The following is a 19131-nucleotide window of genomic DNA, read 5'->3' as shown; positions in this document are numbered from 1 at the left end:
ATGCAGGCAGCGCAGCGCGGCCAGCTGGCGGAGGTCCACTCGAGCGGAATGCGAAGGGACTTCCCACCTTCAGGCAACGGCGTCAAGGCGCCAAGATTGGTGGTGTTGGTCATCAATCTGCAGCCATTTCGAAAGGGGAAGTCCATGGACAAGAATACCCAAGTTCCAGCGGTGCGCGTAGGCGTGGATCTCTCTAAGCGAGTCATCCAAGTGCACGCCGTTGACGGCGGTGGCCGCGTGCTGACGAACCGGGCGCTGGCCCGCGACAAGTTCCTGGCTTGGTGTGCGCTGTTGCAGGTCGGCTGCATGGTGGTGATGGAGGTCAGCTCCAGCGCACATCACTGGGCCCGGGCCCTGCGCGCGATGGGGCTGGATGCTCGCATCATCTCGGCTCACCTGGCCGCCCCCTATCGCGCCGAGGGCCACTGCGGCAAGAACGACGCCAACGACGCTGCGGCCATCTGCGAGGCGGCGAGCCGCCCTCACATGCGCTTTGTTCCGGTCAAGAGCGTCGAGCAGCAGAGCTTGCTGTGCGTGCATCGCTTGCGCGAAGGCCTCAAGGCGGACCGCACGGCCTGCATCAATCGCATTCGCGGCCTGCTGCTGGAGTTCGGTGTCGCCGTGCCCAATGGATCCAGAGCCCTGCGCCTGGTGCTGGACGAGCTGCTGGAGGACGGCGCCAACGAGATGAATGGCTTGGCCCGCATGACGCTTCGCCGGGCGCAGGCGCAGTGGCGTGAGCTGGACGAGCACCTAGCCTGGTGCGACGAGCGACTGGCCGCGCATGAGCAGGAGAACCCGGAGGTGCGTCGCGCCGGGCAGCTCATGGGCATCGGCCCCGTTGGCGCATCAGCGGCCGTCGCCACAGTCGGGGACTTCAGACAATTCAAGAGTGGAGCCCAGTTCAGCGCCTGGCTGGGTCTAGTGCCCAAGCAGCACTCCAGCGGTGGCAAGCCTCACCTGGGCACCATCACCAAGCGCGGCGATGCCTATCTGAGGACCTTGCTGATCCAGGGCGCCAAATCCGTGGTCAACACCGCCCACACGCGTAGCGATCCGATCTCGCGTTGGGTCTTGGCCCTCAAGGAGCGCTCGGGCTGGCAGAAGGCGGTCGTCGCCCTGGCCAACAAGAACGCCCGCATCCTCTGGGCCGTCATGACCCGCGGCGAGCGCTTCGATCCCCATCACATCAGCCTCAAGCCCGGCGCCACCATGCCGAGCTGAGTCTCCAACTTCCATGCACGACGACACACAGAAGATGCACTGACAGGTCAGACCGGCAGCAGGCAAGCTCGACTAACCAGTGGTGGCGCGCGGTCTTCGGACCCAGTCCACGCGAATGGAATGGAGCCCTGCTGAGCGGTTCGTATCTGGGTCCGCAGCGCCAGGGCACCTGCCAGCGACTGCAACAAGGCCGTCTGTAGAGTGGCAGTCTGTTCTCTGTTCAGCCCTTCGTCCGAGTCGGCGTGTGCAATCCAGATCAATCGGGGTCAGGTCTTGCGGGGGGATTCAATGAGACGGTGTTGACGCGGTGGGAAGTCCCTGTAACCGGTTAGGCCTCACCTGCATGGTCCGTACTCCATTGCCTGCAAGAAAAACTCACCGAACTCAGCAATCGAAGCAGGCGGACCAGGATAGAAGGTCGATACGGCCGACTCAAAGACGGCATAGGCTACTGGCATAGCGGCAGCAAAGCCCAGTTTCCTCTTCCACGAGGACAGCAGCGTACTTGGAACTAGGACGGCGAGCAGCCACATCGCGATGCTCACGACACGAAAAAGCTCCTTGTGCCAGACATATCCTCCACACGAGGCTATTCCAAAGAAGAAAGCACCCAACAGAAGGAGCATGCAGCACAGCAGAACAACGCCATTCCCCGCGATCCTGATCGTCGTCGATTGAACCGGAGGCAGCGTGGGCGTGACTGGTGAGGGTGCGGAATGCATGAATCAAACGTGTCGTGTGAGGCCTAACGTAAAGGTCAGCGGACGCCGCAGGCGGTCCGCTGCAACGACCGGCTATGCAGAGCCACCTTCGGAGGCACTGCGATGGAAGTGGCCGAAAGCATACCGAAGCTGTACCCACGCGGCAGTCGGCTGAGGCGACAGGCTGCGTCGGTGCCATGCGGCAGGCGGCGATCCGGGGAAAGCGAACGACTAGCTTGGTTTGAACCGGCAAGATCACGGCGACCAAAAGCTGGGGCTGCTTGCGCCCAGCCCGAACACGAGAAAGCCTCGGCCCGTTTCGCCGCGTGATCGCCGCGAACGCGCAACCCAGAACGGATCGTCGAAGATATCTTAGCCTGCTGCATAGCGTTTGAATTCAGCCGACTAGCCAGCGGAGCTGGCGCAGGTCGGCTGCAATGAAGGGTTGGGCAGCTACTTAGTCTCGAACAGACAACGATTGAAGAAATCGGGTCTTCGCATGCTTGCCGCCGAATGCACTGACAAAGTTTGCGAAGAGCTCGAAACCAAAGTGCGAGGACTCTCCAGTAATGTGGAGCACGCGATGTTGTGCATCGGGCCAGACCAATTCATCGACTTGACGAATGTTAACGACGACAGGCTTTGCCAACTGGAAGCTGTGCATCGAATCATCGAGTTCGGAATCGAGCTCGGGCTGCCCAGAAATCTTGATCAACCGCTTTAGGGAGACATCAAGCGCCAGATTGAATTTCTCCACGCTCGCACTTGCATTCCCGTACCCGATGCCAGATGGGAGACCCGTGACGGATCCGTAGAGCCACAAGTGCGCGGGAGTTAGGTGCATGTATGCGATACGGAAAGCACCGAGGTCCGGTATGTGCCCTCTCGATGGGCCGAGCACAGCAGTAGCAGAACCCACTAGGTCCAGCCATGAATCTGCAGAATTCGCCACGTGCATGTTCATGCTGCCCAACGTTTGAATTCAGCCGACTAGCCAGCGGAGCTGGCGCAGGTCGGCTGCAATGAAGGGTTGGGCAGCTACTTAGTCTCGAACAGACAACGATTGAAGAAATCGGGTCTTCGCATGCTTGCCGCCGAATGCACTGACAAAGTTTGCGAAGAGCTCGAAACCAAAGTGCGAGGACTCTCCAGTAATGTGGAGCACGCGATGTTGTGCATCGGGCCAGACCAATTCATCGACTTGGCGAATGTTAACGGCGACAGGCTTTGCCAACTGGAAGCTGTGCATCGAATCATCGAGTTCGGAATCGAGCTCGGGCTGCCCAGAAATCTTGATCAACCGCTTTAGGGAGACATCAAGCGCCAGATTGAATTTCTCCACGCTCGCACTTGCATTCCCGTACCCGATGCCCGATGGGAGACCCGTGACGGATCCGTAGAGCCACAAGTGCGCGGGAGTTAGGTGCATGTATGCGATACGGAAAGCACCGAGGTCCGGTATGTGCCCTCTCGATGGGCCGAGCACAGCAGTAGCAGAACCCACTAGGTCCAGCCATGAATCTGCAGAATTCGCCACGTGCATGTTCATGCTGCCCAACGTTCGAGCTAACCGGCCCGCGACGGCAGGGCGCCGCAGGGCCAGAATGAAATGAGGCCCGAAGGCGGCGTGCCGTTGCGGGTCTGGTTGAGCGACAGGTTAAACATGGACTGCTCCAAAGGCTCCAAGCGTCAAACCAGCCAGGAACGCCACGGCTCCATAGAAGCACACTAGTGCTCCCATGTCCTTGATGTGCGCTGCCGGCCGATCAGTTCCGATCACGAGCCACAGGAGGAGCCTGGCTGCAGGGCCGGTATTCGACTCAGCCACCTCCCGAGCGCTTGCCGCAGCCAAAGACCCGAAAACCAGGACCGCCAGCGCTGTACCCCAGAAGCAGTACTGCAGCCAACCCTCAGGGACCGCATTAGCCGTTCCAGCCCCGACTGCCGTCGTCAATGCCAGCGCAAATGCAATGCGGCGGTTGTTCATGTTTAACGTTCGACATGAGCGGCGTCGCGTAGCGACGTCCGATGCTTGCTGAAAGCAAGCATGAACTCGATGGAGTTGTTAGGCAATGTTTTCACTACGAAACCCAACGCATTTTTTGACTTATAACCAACCCAGATTGATCAAATTGAACTTCAAAGCCATAACCGCATCTAGGCGCCCAGTGAACTTGGATGTTTAGCGTATTTGCGTCTTCATCAATGGAAAATGCGATGAACGGAATTCTTGTGATTCTAATTTCGGTAGACGAAGACAAAAGTTTGCCAGAATCAAGCATCCAAGTTTGGGATGGTTTGTTCTTAATGGGGAACGCGAGATCGTCAACCGCAAGCTTGGCATAACGAGCGGCTGGGATTTTCTCTTTGCAGAATTGCTGCCCCATTTCCCTCCATGAAGTCTCTATCCAGTTTTCGGAAAACGCAAAAGTGCTCATGTTTTGCCTAACGTTTGAATTCAGCGGACCAGCCAGCGTAGCTGGCGCAGGTCCGCTGCAATGAGAGGTTAAGCATCAGCATTGATCTCGCGCAGTACTTTCAGGGCAAGAGCGCCGGCACCTACTCCCGTGCCGCGATTGTGCAAGCCGAAATCCTGTTCATCCGTCGAGTCCATCCAAACCGCTACGTCCTCGACTTGAGAGTGGCTCTCGTCGGTTTCTATTTCGAAATCCACGAACTTTCCTTCCGCAGTAACCAAGGTCCCAAACAACCTCGGCATACCCGGAAAGTCAATCTCGAGTTTTAGCATGATGGCGGACTTGCAGTCGACGCCTCGCGCCGACGCCACTTCAACGAGAGCCCGAGGCAGCGGGTGAGTGCGCCAATAGGTCACCTCCCGCCGAATACCTTCCTCGGTCGCAAGATTTTGCTGCTGGACGCTCAACTGCCGCATCTGATGCTTAACGTGTTGTATATCGCACCCACCCGCCGCTTATCACGGCTGGTGTCGCAATAACCGTAGGGCAGAACGGCCGCGCAAGGGCTTGTCGGCGCTGACTTTTTTCATCGATTGACTGTTTTTTCATACAGTATTAAATTTCATGACAAAAGCCGCGCTGCTTACAAAGTGCCTGACCGGTTCGCGCGGTGCCGTCAGGAGTGAGGCAGGTCAGCATGTTGCCATCAAATCGCGGGTTGTTGCGTCCGCCTCCATGGTCAGACGCCGAGCATTCAGACGCCCTCGCAGGACCTGGTTTGCCGTTGCCGTCCCAGGCGCCCGAACTGAGGCCGCAGCCACAACAACCCGCAGCGGCGGAGCATCCGGCTACGCCAATGCCTCGCCCCATCAAACTGCTCGATCAGTTGCGCGAACGGGTGCGTTTGCTCCATTACAGCCGCAGCACCGAACAGGCATATGTGTACTGGTCGCGCGCCTTCATCCGCTTCCATGGGATGCGGCATCCCCGCGAGATGGGTGGGGCGGAGGTGGAGGCCTACCTGACGCATCTGGCTTCAGATCGCGGTTTGGCACCCTCCAGCCACCGACAGGCACTGTCCGCCCTGCTCTTTCTCTACGGGCAGGTCTTGGGCCTGCAACTGCCCTGGATGAAAGACATTGGCCGGCCTGTGCCCAAACGACGCTTGCCGGTGGTGCTGAGCATGGGTGAAGTCTCCTCGGTGCTGCAGGCCATGGAGGGCGAACATCAACTCCTGGCCCAGCTTTTGTATGGCACGGGCATGCGCATTTCCGAGGCGCTGGGCCTGCGGGTCAAGGATCTGGATTTCGCCCAAGGCGCGATCTACGTGCGTCAGGGCAAAGGTGCCAAGGACCGGGTGGTCATGCTGCCGACCTCACTGGCTGCGGCGCTGCGCGATCAACTGGCCCGCATTCGGCCCATCTGGTGGGGCGATGTGGAAGCCGGGCAGGCCGGCGTGGATTTGCCCTACGCCCTGGAGCGCAAGTACCCGCGCGCCGGCAGCAGCTGGGCCTGGTTCTGGGTCTTTCCGCAAGCGCAACTGTCCACCGATCCCCGCAGCGGCGTGATCCGGCGCCACCACCTGTATGCCGAGACCTTTCAGCGCGCCTTCAAGCGAGCAATCAAAGCCGCCCGCATCAGCAAGCCCGCCACACCGCACACCCTGCGCCATTGCTTCGCAACGCATTTGCTGCAAACCGGCTACGACATCCGCACGGTGCAAGAGTTGCTGGGGCACGCGGACGTGGCCACCACCATGATCTACACCCATGTGCTCAAGCTGGGAGGGGGCGCCGTGCGCAGCCCGATGGACTGCCTGCCACGCCAGCTGCGGGAGCCGCAGCCACTCTACAGAGTGGTACTGCGGTCCAACCTACACAGGGGCATCGGACACGACCAGTTTGCCCTGCTGCACTGAAACAGCCGCGAACCGCAGCGGGCGCAGCTCGACAAGCTGTGTGATCGCGCAGCCCAGCCAGATCGCAAGCCACGCAGGCGCAGGCTTCAGAACGCCGCAATCCCCGTCTGCGCCCGGCCCAGGATCAGCGCATGGATGTCGTGGGTGCCTTCATAGGTGTTGACCACCTCCAGGTTCACCAGATGGCGGGCGATGCCGAATTCATCGCTGATGCCGTTGCCGCCCAGCATGTCACGGGCCATGCGGGCGATGTCCAGGCTCTTGCCGCAGCTGTTGCGCTTCATGATGGAGGTGATCTCCACCGCCGCCGTGCCTTCGTCCTTCATGCGGCCCAGGCGCAAGCAGCCTTGCAGGCCCAGGGTGATCTCGGTCTGCATATCGGCCAGCTTCTTCTGGATCAGCTGGTTGGCGGCCAGGGGCTTGCCGAATTGCTGGCGGTCCAGCACGTACTGGCGGGCGGTGTGCCAGCAGTCTTCGGCCGCGCCCAGCGCGCCCCAGGCGATGCCGTAGCGGGCGCTGTTCAGGCAGGTAAACGGGCCTTTCAGGCCGCGCACTTCGGGGAATGCGTTTTCTTCCGGGCAGAACACGCCGTCCATGACGATTTCGCCGGTGATGGACGCACGCAGGCCCACCTTGCCGTGGATGGCCGGGGCGCTCAGGCCCTTCCAGCCCTTCTCCAGCACGAAGCCGCGGATGGCACCCTCATCGTCCTTGGCCCAGACCACGAAGACATCGGCCACCGGGCTGTTGGTGATCCACATCTTGGAGCCGGTGAGGCTGTAGCCGCCGTCCACCTTCTTGGCACGGGTGACCATGGAGCCGGGGTCGGAGCCGTGGTTGGGTTCGGTCAGGCCGAAACAGCCGATCCATTCGCCGGTGGCCAGCTTGGGCAGGTATTTCTGCTTGGTGGCTTCGTTGCCGAAGTCGTTGATCGGCACCATGACCAGCGAGCTCTGCACGCTCATCATCGAGCGGTAGCCCGAATCCACGCGCTCCACCTCGCGGGCGATCAGGCCGTAGGCCACGTAGTTGAGGCCCGGGCCGCCGTACTCGGGCGCGATGGTAGGGCCCAAGAGGCCGATTTCGCCCATCTCGCGGAAGATGGCCAGATCGGTGCGCTCATGGCGGAAGGCCTCGAGCACGCGCGGCGCCAGCCGCTCCTGGCAGTAGGCCGCCGCGGCGTCGCGCACCATGCGCTCGTCGTCACTGAGCTGCTCGTTCAGCAGCAGGGGGTCGTCCCAGTGGAATGAAGGAGAAGGTGCCTTGTTGCTTTTGCTCATGGTGTGTCTCTCGATCTGTTTTCTTCGTTCGTGGTCTCTGAAAGTGCGGCTGCTTGGCACCAGCCGCGCTTGTGGATCTCATCGCGGCCTGGGGTCCAGGCTCTCGGACCAATCGCCACTTCGTAACGCCACTGTAACCAGCAGGCAGCTCAGCCCGGCTGAGGCAGCGCAAAGTCCGGGTTGGCGTTCAAGGTATGACGGCGGTGACCTCGATCTCGACCTTGGCCCGGTCTTCCATCAGACCCGCCACCTGCACCGCCGACATGGCGATCTGGTACTCATGCCCCAGCACCTCGCGGTAGGCCTGGCCCACCTCGCGGCCACGGGCCAGGTATTCGCGCTTGTCCAGCAGGTACCAGGTCATGCGGGTGATGTGGGCAGGGGTGGCGCCGGCTTCGGCCAGCACGGCCTTGATGTTGATCAGCGACTGGCGCACCTGGGCGATGAAGTCATCGCTCTCGAACTGGCACTGCGCGTTCCAGCCGATCTGGCCGGCCACAAAGACCTGGCGACCCGTGGCCGCCACGCCATTGGCATAGCCGCGTGGCGCGGCCCAGCCGGCCGGTTGCAGGATTTGTTTGTGATCGGCAATCGAGCCTTGGGGGGTACTGCTCATGGGGAACTCACTCCTCGGGCCTGCGGGGCAGGCCGGTCAAGCGCTGCTTGCAAGGCTGCGCGCAAATCGTCGGGAAAGGCTTGGGGGCGGTGGCTGTCCAGCGAGGTGCAGACCAGCACCTGCTGAAACACCACGCGAGGGCCAGGATGGGGCTCACTCGACTCAGGCGCCCTGCCCTCATCGCCCTCCCCCTCAAAATGCACCGTCAGCCCCAGCGAGCTGCGGCCCAGCCGGGCGATGGCGATGCGCTGGATCAGAGTGTCGCCCATGCGGCTGATGCGCCGGAAATCGGTCTCCAGGTGCACGGTCGGCAGGCCCACGCGGCGAGGGCCCAGCAGCTGCGAAAAATCGACGCCCAGGCCCTCGCTGACCCAGTCTTCGATCAAGGCGTTGAGCATCTCGAAATAGCGCGGGTAGAAGACGATGCCGGCCGGGTCGCAATGGCCGAAACGCACCCGCTCGCGGCGCTCGAACACCCAGCGGGGCGCGGGCTCGCTGAGATTCATGTTTGCGTTCATATTCGTGCTCACCAATCACACCCCCAGATAACGCTGCCAGAGCTCGGGCTGCGCGGCCAGCTCGGCCGAGTCGCCCGACCAGACCATGCGGCCGCGCTCCAGGATGTGGTGCCGGTCGGCCAAGCGGATCAGGCGCCGCACGTATTTGTCCACCACCAGAATCGTCTGACCCGCCGCACGCAAATGGTCGAGGCAGCGCCAGATCTCCTCGCGCACCAGGGGCGCCAGGCCCTCGCTGGCCTCGTCCAGCACCAAGAGGCGCGGGTTGCCCATCAGGGCGCGGGCAATCGCCAGCATCTGCTGCTCGCCGCCCGAGAGCTGGTTGCCCATATTGGCGGCGCGCTCTTGCAGGCGCGGGAACAGCTGGAACACCCGCTCCTCGGTCCAGGGTTCGCGCGCGGCGCAGCGGTTGGCGGCAAAGGCCGTCAGGTTCTCGCGCACGCTGAGGTTGGGGAAGATCTGCCGCCCTTCCGGCACCAGGCCCAGGCCCAGGCGGGCGATGCGGTCGGCCGACCAGCCGGACACGTCTTCGCCACAGAAGCGAATGCGCCCGGCCGTGGGCGCCATCCAGCCGCACAAGCAGCGCAGTGTGGTGCTCTTGCCCATGCCATTGCGGCCCAGCAGGGTCAGCACCTCGCCGGCCTGCAAACGCAGATCCAGGCCGAACAGCACCTGGCTGCTGCCGTAAGCGGCCTGCAGACCACTCACTTCCAAGAGCGCTTCGCCGCCCGAGCTTTGCACGCCAGTTCCTGTGCTCACAGCGCGGCCTCCATTTCGTCACTGGCCTCGTCGCCCAGATAGGCGCGGCGCACCTCGGGGTGCTCGCGAATCTCCTGCGGCGTGCCGCTGGCGATGATGCGGCCGAACACCAGGGTAGAGATGCGGTCGGCCAGGCGGAACACCGCGTCCATGTCATGCTCCACCAGCAGCAAGGTCAGGCCTTGCTCGGCGCGCAGGCGCTGCAGCAGCAGCACCATGCGCTCGGATTCATCGGGGCCCATGCCGGCCATGGGCTCGTCCAGCAACAGCAGGCGCGGCTGCGCCGCCAGGGCCAGGCCCACCTCCAGCTGCCGCTGCTCGCCATGGGCCAGGCTGCCCGCCAGTTCGTCGGCCCGAGCCGCCAGGCCGCACAGCTCCAGCAAAGCTTCAGCCTGCTCCTGCAAGGCCCGCTCGGCCGAGGCCCGGCGCCAGAGATTGGGCAAGCCGGGCCGACGCGCCTGCAAGCCCAGGGCGATGTTGTCGCGCACGCTCAGGCGTTTGAAGATGCTGGTGATCTGGAAGGAGCGCACCAGGCCGGCGGCAACGCGGCCGGCCATGCCCAGCGGGGTCAGGTCTTGCCCATCGAGCAGCACCCGGCCGCTGTCCGGCCGCAGCGCGCCCGAGAGCTGGTGGATCAGCGTGGTCTTGCCGGCGCCATTGGGGCCGATCAAGGCATGGATCTCGCCGCGGTGCAGGGCAAAGCTGGCCTCGTCCGTGGCGGCCAGGGCGCCGAAGCGCTTGCACAGGCGCTCAACCTGCAGCATGGGCCCGGTGTTCTGAAGTGCCGCGCTCATGCCCGTGCCCTCCAGCGCGCGGCCAAGCCGGCCAGGCCTTGCGGCGCCAGCATCACCACGGCCAGCAGCAACAGGCCCAGGACCATCTGCCAATGCAAGGTGTAGCCGCTGAGCAGTTCCTCCAGCAGCAAGAGCACCACGGCACCCAGGGCCCCGCCCCAGAGCGAGCCGGCGCCGCCGATGATGACCATGATCATCAGCTGGCCCGACTGCGACCAGTGCAAGGTGTGCGGCGTGACCAGGCCGCTCAGGTTCGCCAGCAGCGCACCGGCCAGGCCGGCGATCGCCCCCGCCAGCACAAAGGCCTGCCACTGCAGGGCGAACACCCGCGCGCCCAGGGCATGCATGCGCGCCTCGTTCTCCTTGATGCCCTGCAGCAGGTGGCCAAAGGGCGAGTTGATCAGGCGCTGCAAGCCCCACATCACCGCCGCCGCCAAGGCCAGCAGCAGCCAGTACATCTGCGCATCGTTCTGCAAATTGACCAGGCCGCTGAGCTGCGAGCGCTGCAGCAGCGGCAAGCCGTCCTCGCCGCCGTAGGCCTTCAAGGACACGGCCAGGTAATAGAACATCTGCGCAAAGGCCAGCGTGATCATGATGAAGTAGACCCCGCGTGTGCGCAGGCTGATGGCGCCAATCAAGCCCGCCGCCAGGCCGCTGACCAACATGGCCACCGGCCAGGCGATCCAGGCCGAGCTGATGCCCGCGTCCATCAAGATGCCCACGGTGTACGCACCCAGGCCCACAAAGGCCGCATGGCCAAAGCTGACCATGCCGCCGAAACCGAGGATCAGGTTCAGGCTGGACGCTGCGATCACAAAGATCAGCGCGCGGCTGGCCACGCCGGTGTAGAACTCCAGGCCCAGGGCTGTGAGCAAGGGCGGCAAGGCGGCCAGGGCCGCCAGCAACGGCCAGGCCCAGAGCCCGAAGCCACGATGGTCCAGCCGGCTGAGCGCGGGCGCTGCGGTGTCGGTGCTGTTGTGCTTCATGGATGTGTGTTCGTGGGTCCGCATCGCATCTCAACCACGCGCAGGGAACAGGCCCTGCGGTTTCCAGAACAGCACGGCCGCCATCAAGACGTAAATCAGGATGGAGGCCAGCGCCGGGCCCAGATTGGCGGCCAGTTCGGGCGAGGCCAGTTGGCGCAAGGCGGCAGGCAGCAGGCTGCGGCTGCAGGTGTCCACCACGCCCACCAAGAGCGCGCCGACCAGGGCGCCGCGGATGGAGCCGATGCCGCCGATCACCACCACCACAAAGGCCAGGATCAGGATGCTCTCGCCCATGCCCACCTGCACCGCCAGCAACGGGCCCAGCAGCGAGCCGGCCAGCGCGCACAGCGCCGCGCCGAAGCCGAACACCGCCGTGAACAACCAGCGGATGTTCACGCCCAAGGCCGTGGCCATGGGCCGGTTCGAGGCCCCGGCCCGCACCCACATGCCGATGCGGCTGCGCGTCACCAGCACGTAGAGCAACAGCGCGACCGCCAAGCCGACGCCGATGATGAGCAGGCGGTAAGCCGGGTAGTAGAGGCCCGGCAGCAGCTCCACCGGCCCGGACAGAGCAGCCGGCGTGTTCAGCATCACCGGCTGCTCGCCCCAGATCATGCGCACGCCCTCGTTGCAGATCAGGATCAGGGCAAAGGTCGCCAGCACCTGGGACAGATGGTCGCGCGCATAGAGCCGGCGCAGCACGCTCATCTCAAGCAGCATGCCGAACACCGCCGTGCCCAAGAGCGAACCCAGCACCGCCAGGCCGAAGGAACCCGTGGCCTGCGCCACGGCAGCCGCCAGATAGGCGCCCACCATGTACAGCGAGCCATGGGCCAGATTGATCATGTCCATGATGCCGAACACCAGGGTCAGCCCGGCGGCCAGCAAAAACAGCATGAGTCCGAACTGCAGGCCGTTGAGGGCTTGTTCTGCGAGGAGGATGGGGGACATGGGTGGGGAGGTACTGGTGAACAGGTGAACAGGTGAACAGGTGAACGGGTGAATGGGGCTCAGGTTTCGGGTGGGTTCAGCTTGGCGCGGATGGACGATAAGAGCGCAGTCAAGAGTTTGTGAACACGGTCGAGTTGAGCGCGGGTTGTGGCGACATCCAAGTCAAACAATCGCTCGGCAAGATCAAGCTGCGTATCGAGTTCTGCTAGAGATCCGCTGGCGATGTTCAAAGACCGGAACAACTCGCGTGTGCTGCCCTTGGCGGCACCTTCAGCAATATTGGAAGGAATCGAAACAGCAGCGCGGCGCATTTGCCCGACCAAACCGTAGCGTTCTTCTTTCGGCAAGCACTCGGTCGAGGCGTACACGGCGGCGACCAAATTCATGGCCTCCTGCCACGCCGCCAAGTCCCGATGCGCCCGCTTCACCTGTTCACCTGTTCACCTGTTCACCTGTTCACTTGCATCTCACTTCATCTTGCACGACGCCGCGTAGGCATCCGCATGGTTGCTGAAGATCTTGCCCAGGGTCTTGTTGGTGACGCGGCCCTGGGCGTCCTTGCCGATCACGCGCAGGTAGTAGTCCTGGATCGGGTATTGGTTGTTGTTGAACTTGAAAGCGCCGCGCACGGACTCGAACTTGGCGGCCTTGATGGCCTTGAGCAGCGCGTCCTTGTCTTCGATCTTGCCCTTCACATCGCGCACCGCGGCGTTCATCAGCAAGGCCGCGTCATAGCCCTGGCTGGCGTAGAGCGAAGGCAGGCGGCCGTAGTCTTTCTGGAAGTCCGCCACGAACTTCTTGTTGGCGGCGTTGTCCATGTCATGCGCCCAGTGCGAGCTGTTGAACATGCCCAGCATGGGCTCGCCCACGGCCTTGATCACATCCTCGTCGGCCGAGAAGCCGGGGCCGAACAGGGTCACGTCCTTGGACAGGCCGGCGCCGACAAACTGCTTGATGAAGTTGATGCCCATGCCGCCGGGCAGGAAGATGTACATGGCATCGGGCTTGGCGGCGCGCGCCTGCGCCAGCTCGGCGGCGTAGTCCAGCTGGCCGAGCTTGGTGTAGATCTCCTCGACCACCGCGCCCTTGTAGAAGCGCTTGAAGCCGGTCAGCGCATCCTTGCCGGCCGGGTAGTTCGGCGCCAGCAGCACCAGCTTCTTGAAGCCCTTGTCCATCACCGTCTTGCCCACGGCCTCGTGCAGGTTGTCGTTCTGCCAGGCCACGTTGAAGAAATAGGGGTTGCACTGCTCACCGGCGTATTGCGAGGGGCCGGCATTGGCGCTGATGTAAGGCGTCTTGCTTTCGAACACGCTGGGGCCCACGGCGAGCATCAGATTGGAAAACACGATGCCGGTCATGAAGTCGACCTTGTCACGCTTGATCAGGCGGTCCGAGGTCTGCTTGGCGACCTCGGGGTTCTGCTGGTCGTCCGCCGTGATCAGCTCGACCGGCAGGCCGCCGAACTTGCCACCCGCATGCTTGAGCCCCAGCTGAAAGCCATCGCGGATGTCCACGCCCAGGCCAGCGCCGGGGCCGGACAAGGTGCTGAGCAGGCCGACCTTGACCTTGTCGGCCGCCAAAGCGGAGCCGCTGGCGCCGAGCAACACGCAAGCCATCGCAGCTGAGTTCAAGGCGGCGGGCACGAGCTTCTTCATCATTGAGCGCTTGGTCTTCATGGCAAGGGTCTCCAGGGCGGGGGTGAATGGGGCAATCAACAAATCACAACACGAGGAATGGAACTGTTAGCTTGGGAATTTTCGTAGCGAGCGGCTGTCAGGCTAGGCGGACGGAGCGCAGGACCCGGAACGTACTTCCTGTACGTGAGGATTCCGAGCACCGGACCAACGACGCATGGCAGTCGCGCAGTAGAAAATTCACAAGCTCTAGGCGGGCTGGCGCAGGCGGAAGCGTTGCAGCTTGCCGGTCTCAGTACGCGGCAGGCGCTCGCGGAACTCGATGGCGCGCGGGTATTTGTAGGGGGCGATGGTGGCCTTGACGAAATCCTGCAAGGTCTTGCTCAGCTCGGGCCCGGCCTCGAAGCCGGGCCGCAGCACCACCACGGCCTTGACGATCTGGCCGCGTTCTTCATCGGCCTGCCCCACCACCCCGCACTCGGCCACGGCCGGATGCAGCAACAGGGCCGCTTCCACCTCGGGGCCGGCGATGTTGTAGCCGCCGGAGATGATCATGTCGTCGGTGCGCGCCTGGTAGACGAAGAAACCCTTCTCATCGACGAGGTAGGCGTCGCCGGTCAGGTTCCAGCCGTTCAGCACATAGTTCTTCTGGCGCTCGTCGGCCAGGTAGCGGCAGCCGGTCGGGCCCTTGACGGCCAGACGACCCACCTGACCGGGAGGCAAGACCTGACCCTCCTCGCCCAGCACACAGGCGCGGTAACCCGGCACCGGCCGACCGGTGGCACCGGGCCGGGCCGTGGCCTCGTCGTGCGAAATGAAAATATGCAGCAGCTCGGTGGCACCGATGCCGTCGATCAGCTCGATGCCGCCCTCGCCCGCTGCCGTGCGGCCGCGGGTCGCTTCTTTCCAGAGCTGGCGCGTGGCAGCGGGCAAGGCCTCGCCGGCGCTGACGCATTTGCGCAGGCTGCTCAGATCATGCTGATCCAGCAGCGGGGCCATCACCCGGTAGGAGGTGGGCGCGGTGAACATGACGCTGGCGCCGTAGCGGGCCACGGCCGGCAGCAAGGCCTCGGGCGAGGCTTTTTCCAGCAGCACGGTCGAGGCGCCCACCGTCATCGGGAACAGCAGCAGGCCGCCCAGGCCAAAGGTGAAGGCCAGCGGCGGGCTGCCGATGAAGACATCGTCGGCCTGCGGGCGCAGCAGATGCGGCGGCCAGCAGCGACAGATGGCCATCACATCGCGGTGGAAATGCATGGTGCCTTTGGGCTGCCCGGTGGTGCCCGAAGTGAAGGCGATGATGCAGCAGTCCTCAGCGGCGGTGTCCACGGTGCTGAACTGCGCCGGCTTGGCCGCGGCGCGCGCCTCCAAGCCTTCAGGCGCCGCGCTGTGGAAGAGCAGGGCCTGTGTCAGACCCGGGCAGCGCTCGCGCGCCAGGCTCAGCTCCTCGGCCAGGCGCTCGTCGCACAGGGCGTGGCGGATCTCGGCTTTCTGGATGATCTGTTCCAGCTCCACCGCGCGCAGCAGGGGCATGGTGGCCACGGCGATGGCCCCCACCTTCATCACCGCGAACCAGCAGGCCGCCATGGCCGGCGTGTTGGCACCACGCAGCAGCACGCGGTTGCCCGGCACCACACCCAGCTCATCGACCAGCACATGGGCGATGCGGTTGGCCTCGGCCTGCAGCTGCGCATAGCTCCAGCGCAGCGGCTGGCCGTCAACGCCAAAGCCTTGCACACAGAGGCGATCGCCCTGGCCGCGCTCGACCCAGGCGTCCAGCAGCTCATGCGCGCAGTTCAGGCGTTCGGGGAACTGCAGCTCGGGCAGCTCGAAGATCAGCTCGGGCCACTGCTCGCGCGGCGGCAGGTGCTCAAACGCAAAGCGGTCCTGATGCGAGGTGTAGGCCATGGCAGTGCTGGAGGCAGAAGCGTTCATTTCAACAAGTCCCGTCCGATGATCAGCTGCTGCACCTCGCTCGCGCCCTCGTAAATGCGCAGGGCACGGATTTCCCGGTACAGCGATTCCACGATTTCGCCGCTGCGCACGCCGCGGCCGCCATGCAGTTGCAGCGCGGCGTCGATCACCTGCTGCGCGCCCTCGGTGGCCATGAGCTTGGCCATGGCGGCCTCGCGCGTGACCGTCTGGCCCTGGTCGCGCTGCCAGGCGGCGCGGTAGACCAGCAGGGCCGAGCTGTCCACGGTGCAGGCCATCTCGGCCAGCTTGGCCTGGGCCAGGGGCAGATCGGCCAGATGGGCGCCGAACATGGCCCGGCTCCTGGCCTGGGCCAGGCCCTCTTGCAGGCCGCGTCGCGCAAAGCCCAGGGCGGCAGCGGCCACCGAGGTGCGGAAGACGTCGAGCGTTCGCATGGCGATCTTGAAGCCTTCGGCCGGCGCGCCGATGCGTTGAATGGCCGGGATGCGGCAGTCTGTGAACTTCAGCCGCGCCAGCGGATGAGGCGCGATCACCTCGATGCGCTCGGCAATCTCGAAGCCCGGCGTGCCGGCATCGACGATGAAGGCGCTGATGCCGCGCGAACCGGCCGCTTCGCCGGTGCGAGCAAACACCACATAGAAGTCGGCGATGCCCCCGTTGGAAATCCAGGTCTTTTCGCCGTTCAAGACATAGCTGTCACCCTCCAGCCGCGCACTGCACTGCAGGGCCGCCACATCGGAGCCGGCCTGCGGCTCGGACAGGGCAAAAGCCGCCAGCTTCTCGCCGCGCGCCACGGCCGGCAGATAACGCTCTCTTTGCTCGGGCGTGCCCGCCAGCGAGATCGCACCCGAGCCCAGGCCTTGCATGGCAAAGGCGAAATCGGCCAGGCCGTTGTAGCGAGCCAGGGTCTCGCGCAGCAGGCAGATGGCACGGGTGTCGATCACCTCGGCCGCACCACCGAGCGCCGTGCCGGCCACCGCATGGCGCAGCCAGCCACCCTGCCCCAGTGCGCGCACCAGGCTGATGCACTCGGCATCCACATCGGCACCGTGGCCGCTGTGCAGAAACTCGGCGCACCAGGCGTCCAGCTGTGCCGCCAGCTCGCGGTGGCGCGGCTCGAAGAACGGCCACTCCAGGTGCTTGAGCACGGGGTTCGCCATCGATTCACTCATCGCTCAATCCCCCTGAAACTCAGGCCGTTGCTTGGCCACGAAGGCGTGATACGCGCGATGAAAATCCTGCGTCATCATGCAGATGGCCTGGGCCTGGGCTTCGGACTCGATGGCCTCGTCCACGCCCATGGCCCATTCCTGATGCAGCATCTTCTTGGTCATGGCGTGGGCAAAGGCCGGGCCGCCGGCAATCTGCTGCGCCCATTCCAGGGCCTCGGGCAGCAGGCGCTCGGGCGCGACCAGGCGGTTCATGAAGCCCCAGCTCAAGCCCTCCTCGCCGCCCAAGCTGCGGCCGCTGTAGAGCAGGTCCGAGGCGCGGCCCTGGCCGACGATGCGCGGCAGGATGGAGCAGGCGCCCATATCGCAGCCGGCCAGGCCGACGCGGGTGAACAGGAAGGCCGTCTTGCTGCGCGCCGTGCCGACGCGCAGGTCCGAGGCCATGGCCATGATGGCACCGGCACCGGCACAGACGCCGTCGATGGCGGCGATCACCGGCTGCGGGCAGGCGCGCATGGCCTTGACCAGATCGCCCGTCATGCGTGTGAAGGCCAGCAGGTCGGGCATGCTCATGGTGGTCAGCGGGCCGATGATCTCGTGCACATCGCCGCCGCTGCAGAAGTTGTCGCCGGCGCCCTGCACGACGATGGCGCGCACCTCATCGACATAGCTCAGGCGGCGGAACAGATCGCGCAGCTCGGCATAGCTCTCGAAGGTCAGCGGGTTCTTGCGTTCGGGCCGGTTCAGGGTGATCAGGCCCACATCGCCGTGCTGGGCCCAGCCAAAGTGCTGGGGCGTGTAGCCCTGCAGGCTTTGGCGGTTGCCCTCGCGCAGGTGTTCGCTCATGGCGCGTTCCGTCATTTCTTTTTCTCCTTGCTCGCGGGGCTGGTGGCCCCGGTGGTCGCCGCTGAGGCAGCATCCAGCGCACCCAGATGATTTTTCAAGACGGCCATCAAGCCGTAGAGCTCCGTCTTCTGCTCGGCCGACCAACCGCCCAGCAGCTCCACCACCCATTGCTCATGCGTGGCCGCCATGCGCTTGAACTGGCGCCGGCCTTGCGGCGTGAGCTTGACGGTGAAGGAGCGCCGGTCGCTGGGGTGGGCCTCGCGCACCACCAGGCCTTCGGATTCGAGCTGGTCGGTGATGCCGGTGATGTTGCCGCCGGTCACCATCAGGCGCTGGGAGAGCTCGCGCATGGCCAGGCCTTCGGGGTGGCGCTCCAGCTGGGCCAGCAGGTCGAAGCGCGGCAAGGTGGTGGCGAAATCCTGGCTCAGGCGCTTGCGGATCACCCCCTCCACCCGGTTGGTGCAGGCCAGCAGGCGCAGCCAGAGCTTGAGCGCCTGGTGGTGGTCGTCGATCACCCGCGATTCCAGGTCCGGCCCCAGATCCAGGCCCGGGTCCAGCTCGGCGGGACCGAGGGCGCATGTCATGCTTGTCATGGCAGCTCGCCCCCGCAGACCGAGATCGCCTGGCCGTTGATGGCCGCGCTGTCGCGCCGCGCCAGCCAAAGCACGGTGGCCGCCACTTCCTGCGGCTGGATCAGGCGACCTAGCGGGTTGCCTGCCGCCAGCTCGGCGCGGGCTTCATCGGCGCTGCGGCCGGTCTTTTGCATGATGGTCTGCACCGCGCGGTCGACGATGTCGGTCTCGGTGTAGCCGGGGCAGACGGCGTTGACGGTGACGCCTTTCTTGGCCGTCTCCTGGGCCATGGCGCGGGTCAGGCCCAGCACGCCATGCTTGGCGGCGCAGTAGGCCGCCACATAGGCATAACCGGTCAGCGCGGCGGTGCTGGCCACATTGATGATGCGGCCGAAGCCGCGCGCCGTCATCACCGGCAGGACCTCACGGCTGCACAAAAAGGTGCCGGTCAGATTGACCTGCAGCATGCGCTGCCAGAGCTCCAGCGAGGTGCGCGAGATCGGCGCGGTTTCCACTTGGCCGGCGTTGTTGACCAGGATGTCCACCGGCGCCAGCGCCGTGGCGGCGGCGAAGCCGCGCTGCACACTGACCTCATCCCCGACATCAACGATCTGAAACCCCACCTCACCCAGAGCCGCCAGGGCCAGCTGCTGCACCTGCAGGCGCTCGTGGTTGCGGCCCATCAAGGTGACGCGGGCGCCGGCCTGCAGCAGGCTTTGCGCAATGGCCGCGCCAATGCCGCTGCCACCGCCGGTGACCACGGCATGCAGGCCTTGCAAAGGTTGCTGAACCAGAGGCGGAAAGTTGCCGGCCATGG

21 protein-coding genes are annotated in these 19131 nt (G+C 64.5%); 2 read left to right on the top strand and 19 right to left on the bottom strand.

Features of this window, described 5'->3' with window-relative positions; genetic code table 11:
* Positions 1-144 precede the first annotated feature (144 nt).
* Complete coding sequence (locus C1O66_RS21190) at positions 145-1224, top strand: IS110 family RNA-guided transposase (protein WP_102769460.1); 1080 nt, start codon at positions 145-147, stop codon at positions 1222-1224.
* Positions 1225-1559: 335 nt separating this feature from the next.
* Here C1O66_RS21190 and C1O66_RS21185 read toward each other — a convergent pair whose 3' ends face one another.
* The 5 genes from C1O66_RS21185 to C1O66_RS21170 all read right to left on the bottom strand — a co-directional run bounded on the left by C1O66_RS21185 (position 1560) and on the right by C1O66_RS21170 (position 4818).
* Complete coding sequence (locus C1O66_RS21185; RefSeq protein ID WP_133155321.1) at positions 1560-1946, bottom strand: hypothetical protein; 387 nt, start codon at positions 1944-1946, stop codon at positions 1560-1562.
* A gap of 436 nt (positions 1947-2382) precedes the next feature.
* The gene (locus C1O66_RS21180) at positions 2383-2889 is read right to left on the bottom strand and encodes a hypothetical protein (protein WP_133155320.1); all 507 of its coding nucleotides are present in this window, start codon (positions 2887-2889) and stop codon (positions 2383-2385) included.
* A gap of 78 nt (positions 2890-2967) precedes the next feature.
* The gene (locus tag C1O66_RS24000) at positions 2968-3267 is read right to left on the bottom strand and encodes a hypothetical protein (RefSeq protein WP_165794723.1); all 300 of its coding nucleotides are present in this window, start codon (positions 3265-3267) and stop codon (positions 2968-2970) included.
* A gap of 739 nt (positions 3268-4006) precedes the next feature.
* Entirely contained in the window at positions 4007-4363 is a 357-nt protein-coding gene (locus C1O66_RS23800; RefSeq protein ID WP_133155318.1) for a hypothetical protein, read from the bottom strand.
* A 68-nt stretch (positions 4364-4431) separates the two neighbouring features.
* The gene (locus C1O66_RS21170) at positions 4432-4818 is read right to left on the bottom strand and encodes a hypothetical protein (RefSeq protein ID WP_102770000.1); all 387 of its coding nucleotides are present in this window, start codon (positions 4816-4818) and stop codon (positions 4432-4434) included.
* A gap of 380 nt (positions 4819-5198) precedes the next feature.
* Between C1O66_RS21170 and C1O66_RS21165 the strand changes: the two genes are divergently transcribed.
* Positions 5199-6260 (top strand): integron integrase, encoded by a 1062-nt coding sequence (locus tag C1O66_RS21165; protein ID WP_102769999.1) that lies wholly within the window; start codon positions 5199-5201, stop codon positions 6258-6260.
* An 86-nt stretch (positions 6261-6346) separates the two neighbouring features.
* Here C1O66_RS21165 and C1O66_RS21160 read toward each other — a convergent pair whose 3' ends face one another.
* From C1O66_RS21160 to C1O66_RS21095, 14 genes are all read right to left on the bottom strand, one after another.
* Entirely contained in the window at positions 6347-7540 is a 1194-nt protein-coding gene (locus C1O66_RS21160) for an acyl-CoA dehydrogenase (protein WP_102769998.1), read from the bottom strand.
* Positions 7541-7727: 187 nt separating this feature from the next.
* Positions 7728-8156: a RidA family protein gene (locus C1O66_RS21155; protein WP_102769997.1), complete on the bottom strand. Its 429-nt coding sequence runs from the start codon at positions 8154-8156 to the stop codon at positions 7728-7730.
* Positions 8153-8674 carry an acyl-CoA thioesterase gene (locus tag C1O66_RS21150; protein WP_102769996.1) on the bottom strand — a complete coding sequence of 174 codons (522 nt, stop codon included), beginning with the start codon at positions 8672-8674 and terminating at the stop codon, positions 8153-8155. Before C1O66_RS21150 ends, C1O66_RS21155 begins: the two co-directional genes overlap by 4 nt.
* Before the next feature lie 15 nt (positions 8675-8689).
* Positions 8690-9388 (bottom strand): ABC transporter ATP-binding protein, encoded by a 699-nt coding sequence (locus C1O66_RS21145; RefSeq protein ID WP_394341054.1) that lies wholly within the window; start codon positions 9386-9388, stop codon positions 8690-8692.
* Between the two features lie 41 nt (positions 9389-9429).
* On the bottom strand, positions 9430-10227 hold the full coding sequence (locus C1O66_RS21140) for an ABC transporter ATP-binding protein (protein WP_102769995.1): 798 nt from the start codon (positions 10225-10227) through the stop codon (positions 9430-9432).
* A complete protein-coding gene (locus C1O66_RS21135) occupies positions 10224-11213 on the bottom strand; it encodes a branched-chain amino acid ABC transporter permease (RefSeq protein ID WP_102769994.1) in 990 nt (329 codons plus the stop codon). Before C1O66_RS21135 ends, C1O66_RS21140 begins: the two co-directional genes overlap by 4 nt.
* 30 nt (positions 11214-11243) lie before the next feature.
* Positions 11244-12164, bottom strand: a complete 921-nt coding sequence (locus tag C1O66_RS21130; RefSeq protein WP_102769993.1) for a branched-chain amino acid ABC transporter permease — start codon at positions 12162-12164, stop codon at positions 11244-11246.
* Between the two features lie 59 nt (positions 12165-12223).
* The gene (locus C1O66_RS21125; RefSeq protein ID WP_279305050.1) at positions 12224-12592 is read right to left on the bottom strand and encodes a four helix bundle protein; all 369 of its coding nucleotides are present in this window, start codon (positions 12590-12592) and stop codon (positions 12224-12226) included.
* 39 nt (positions 12593-12631) lie between these two features.
* A complete protein-coding gene (locus tag C1O66_RS21120) occupies positions 12632-13840 on the bottom strand; it encodes an ABC transporter substrate-binding protein (protein ID WP_394341046.1) in 1209 nt (402 codons plus the stop codon).
* A gap of 207 nt (positions 13841-14047) precedes the next feature.
* Positions 14048-15703 (bottom strand): AMP-binding protein, encoded by a 1656-nt coding sequence (locus tag C1O66_RS21115; RefSeq protein ID WP_102770414.1) that lies wholly within the window; start codon positions 15701-15703, stop codon positions 14048-14050.
* Between the two features lie 23 nt (positions 15704-15726).
* Entirely contained in the window at positions 15727-16887 is a 1161-nt protein-coding gene (locus C1O66_RS21110; RefSeq protein WP_102770413.1) for an acyl-CoA dehydrogenase family protein, read from the bottom strand.
* A 15-nt stretch (positions 16888-16902) separates the two neighbouring features.
* Entirely contained in the window at positions 16903-17757 is an 855-nt protein-coding gene (locus tag C1O66_RS21105) for an enoyl-CoA hydratase family protein (protein ID WP_102769992.1), read from the bottom strand.
* Complete coding sequence (locus C1O66_RS21100; RefSeq protein WP_243392946.1) at positions 17754-18326, bottom strand: MarR family winged helix-turn-helix transcriptional regulator; 573 nt, start codon at positions 18324-18326, stop codon at positions 17754-17756. The genes C1O66_RS21105 and C1O66_RS21100 overlap by 4 nt, the downstream gene beginning before the upstream one ends.
* A 5-nt stretch (positions 18327-18331) precedes the next feature.
* Positions 18332-19129, bottom strand: a complete 798-nt coding sequence (locus C1O66_RS21095; protein WP_102769990.1) for an SDR family NAD(P)-dependent oxidoreductase — start codon at positions 19127-19129, stop codon at positions 18332-18334.
* Between the last annotated feature and the right edge of the window lie 2 nt (positions 19130-19131).

Source organism: Paucibacter aquatile (genome assembly GCF_002885975.1).
Classification (GTDB): Bacteria; Pseudomonadota; Gammaproteobacteria; order Burkholderiales; family Burkholderiaceae_C; genus Paucibacter_A; species Paucibacter_A aquatilis.
The sequence above is the reverse complement of the archived record's forward strand: the minus strand, read 5'-3'. Positions and strand labels throughout refer to the sequence as shown.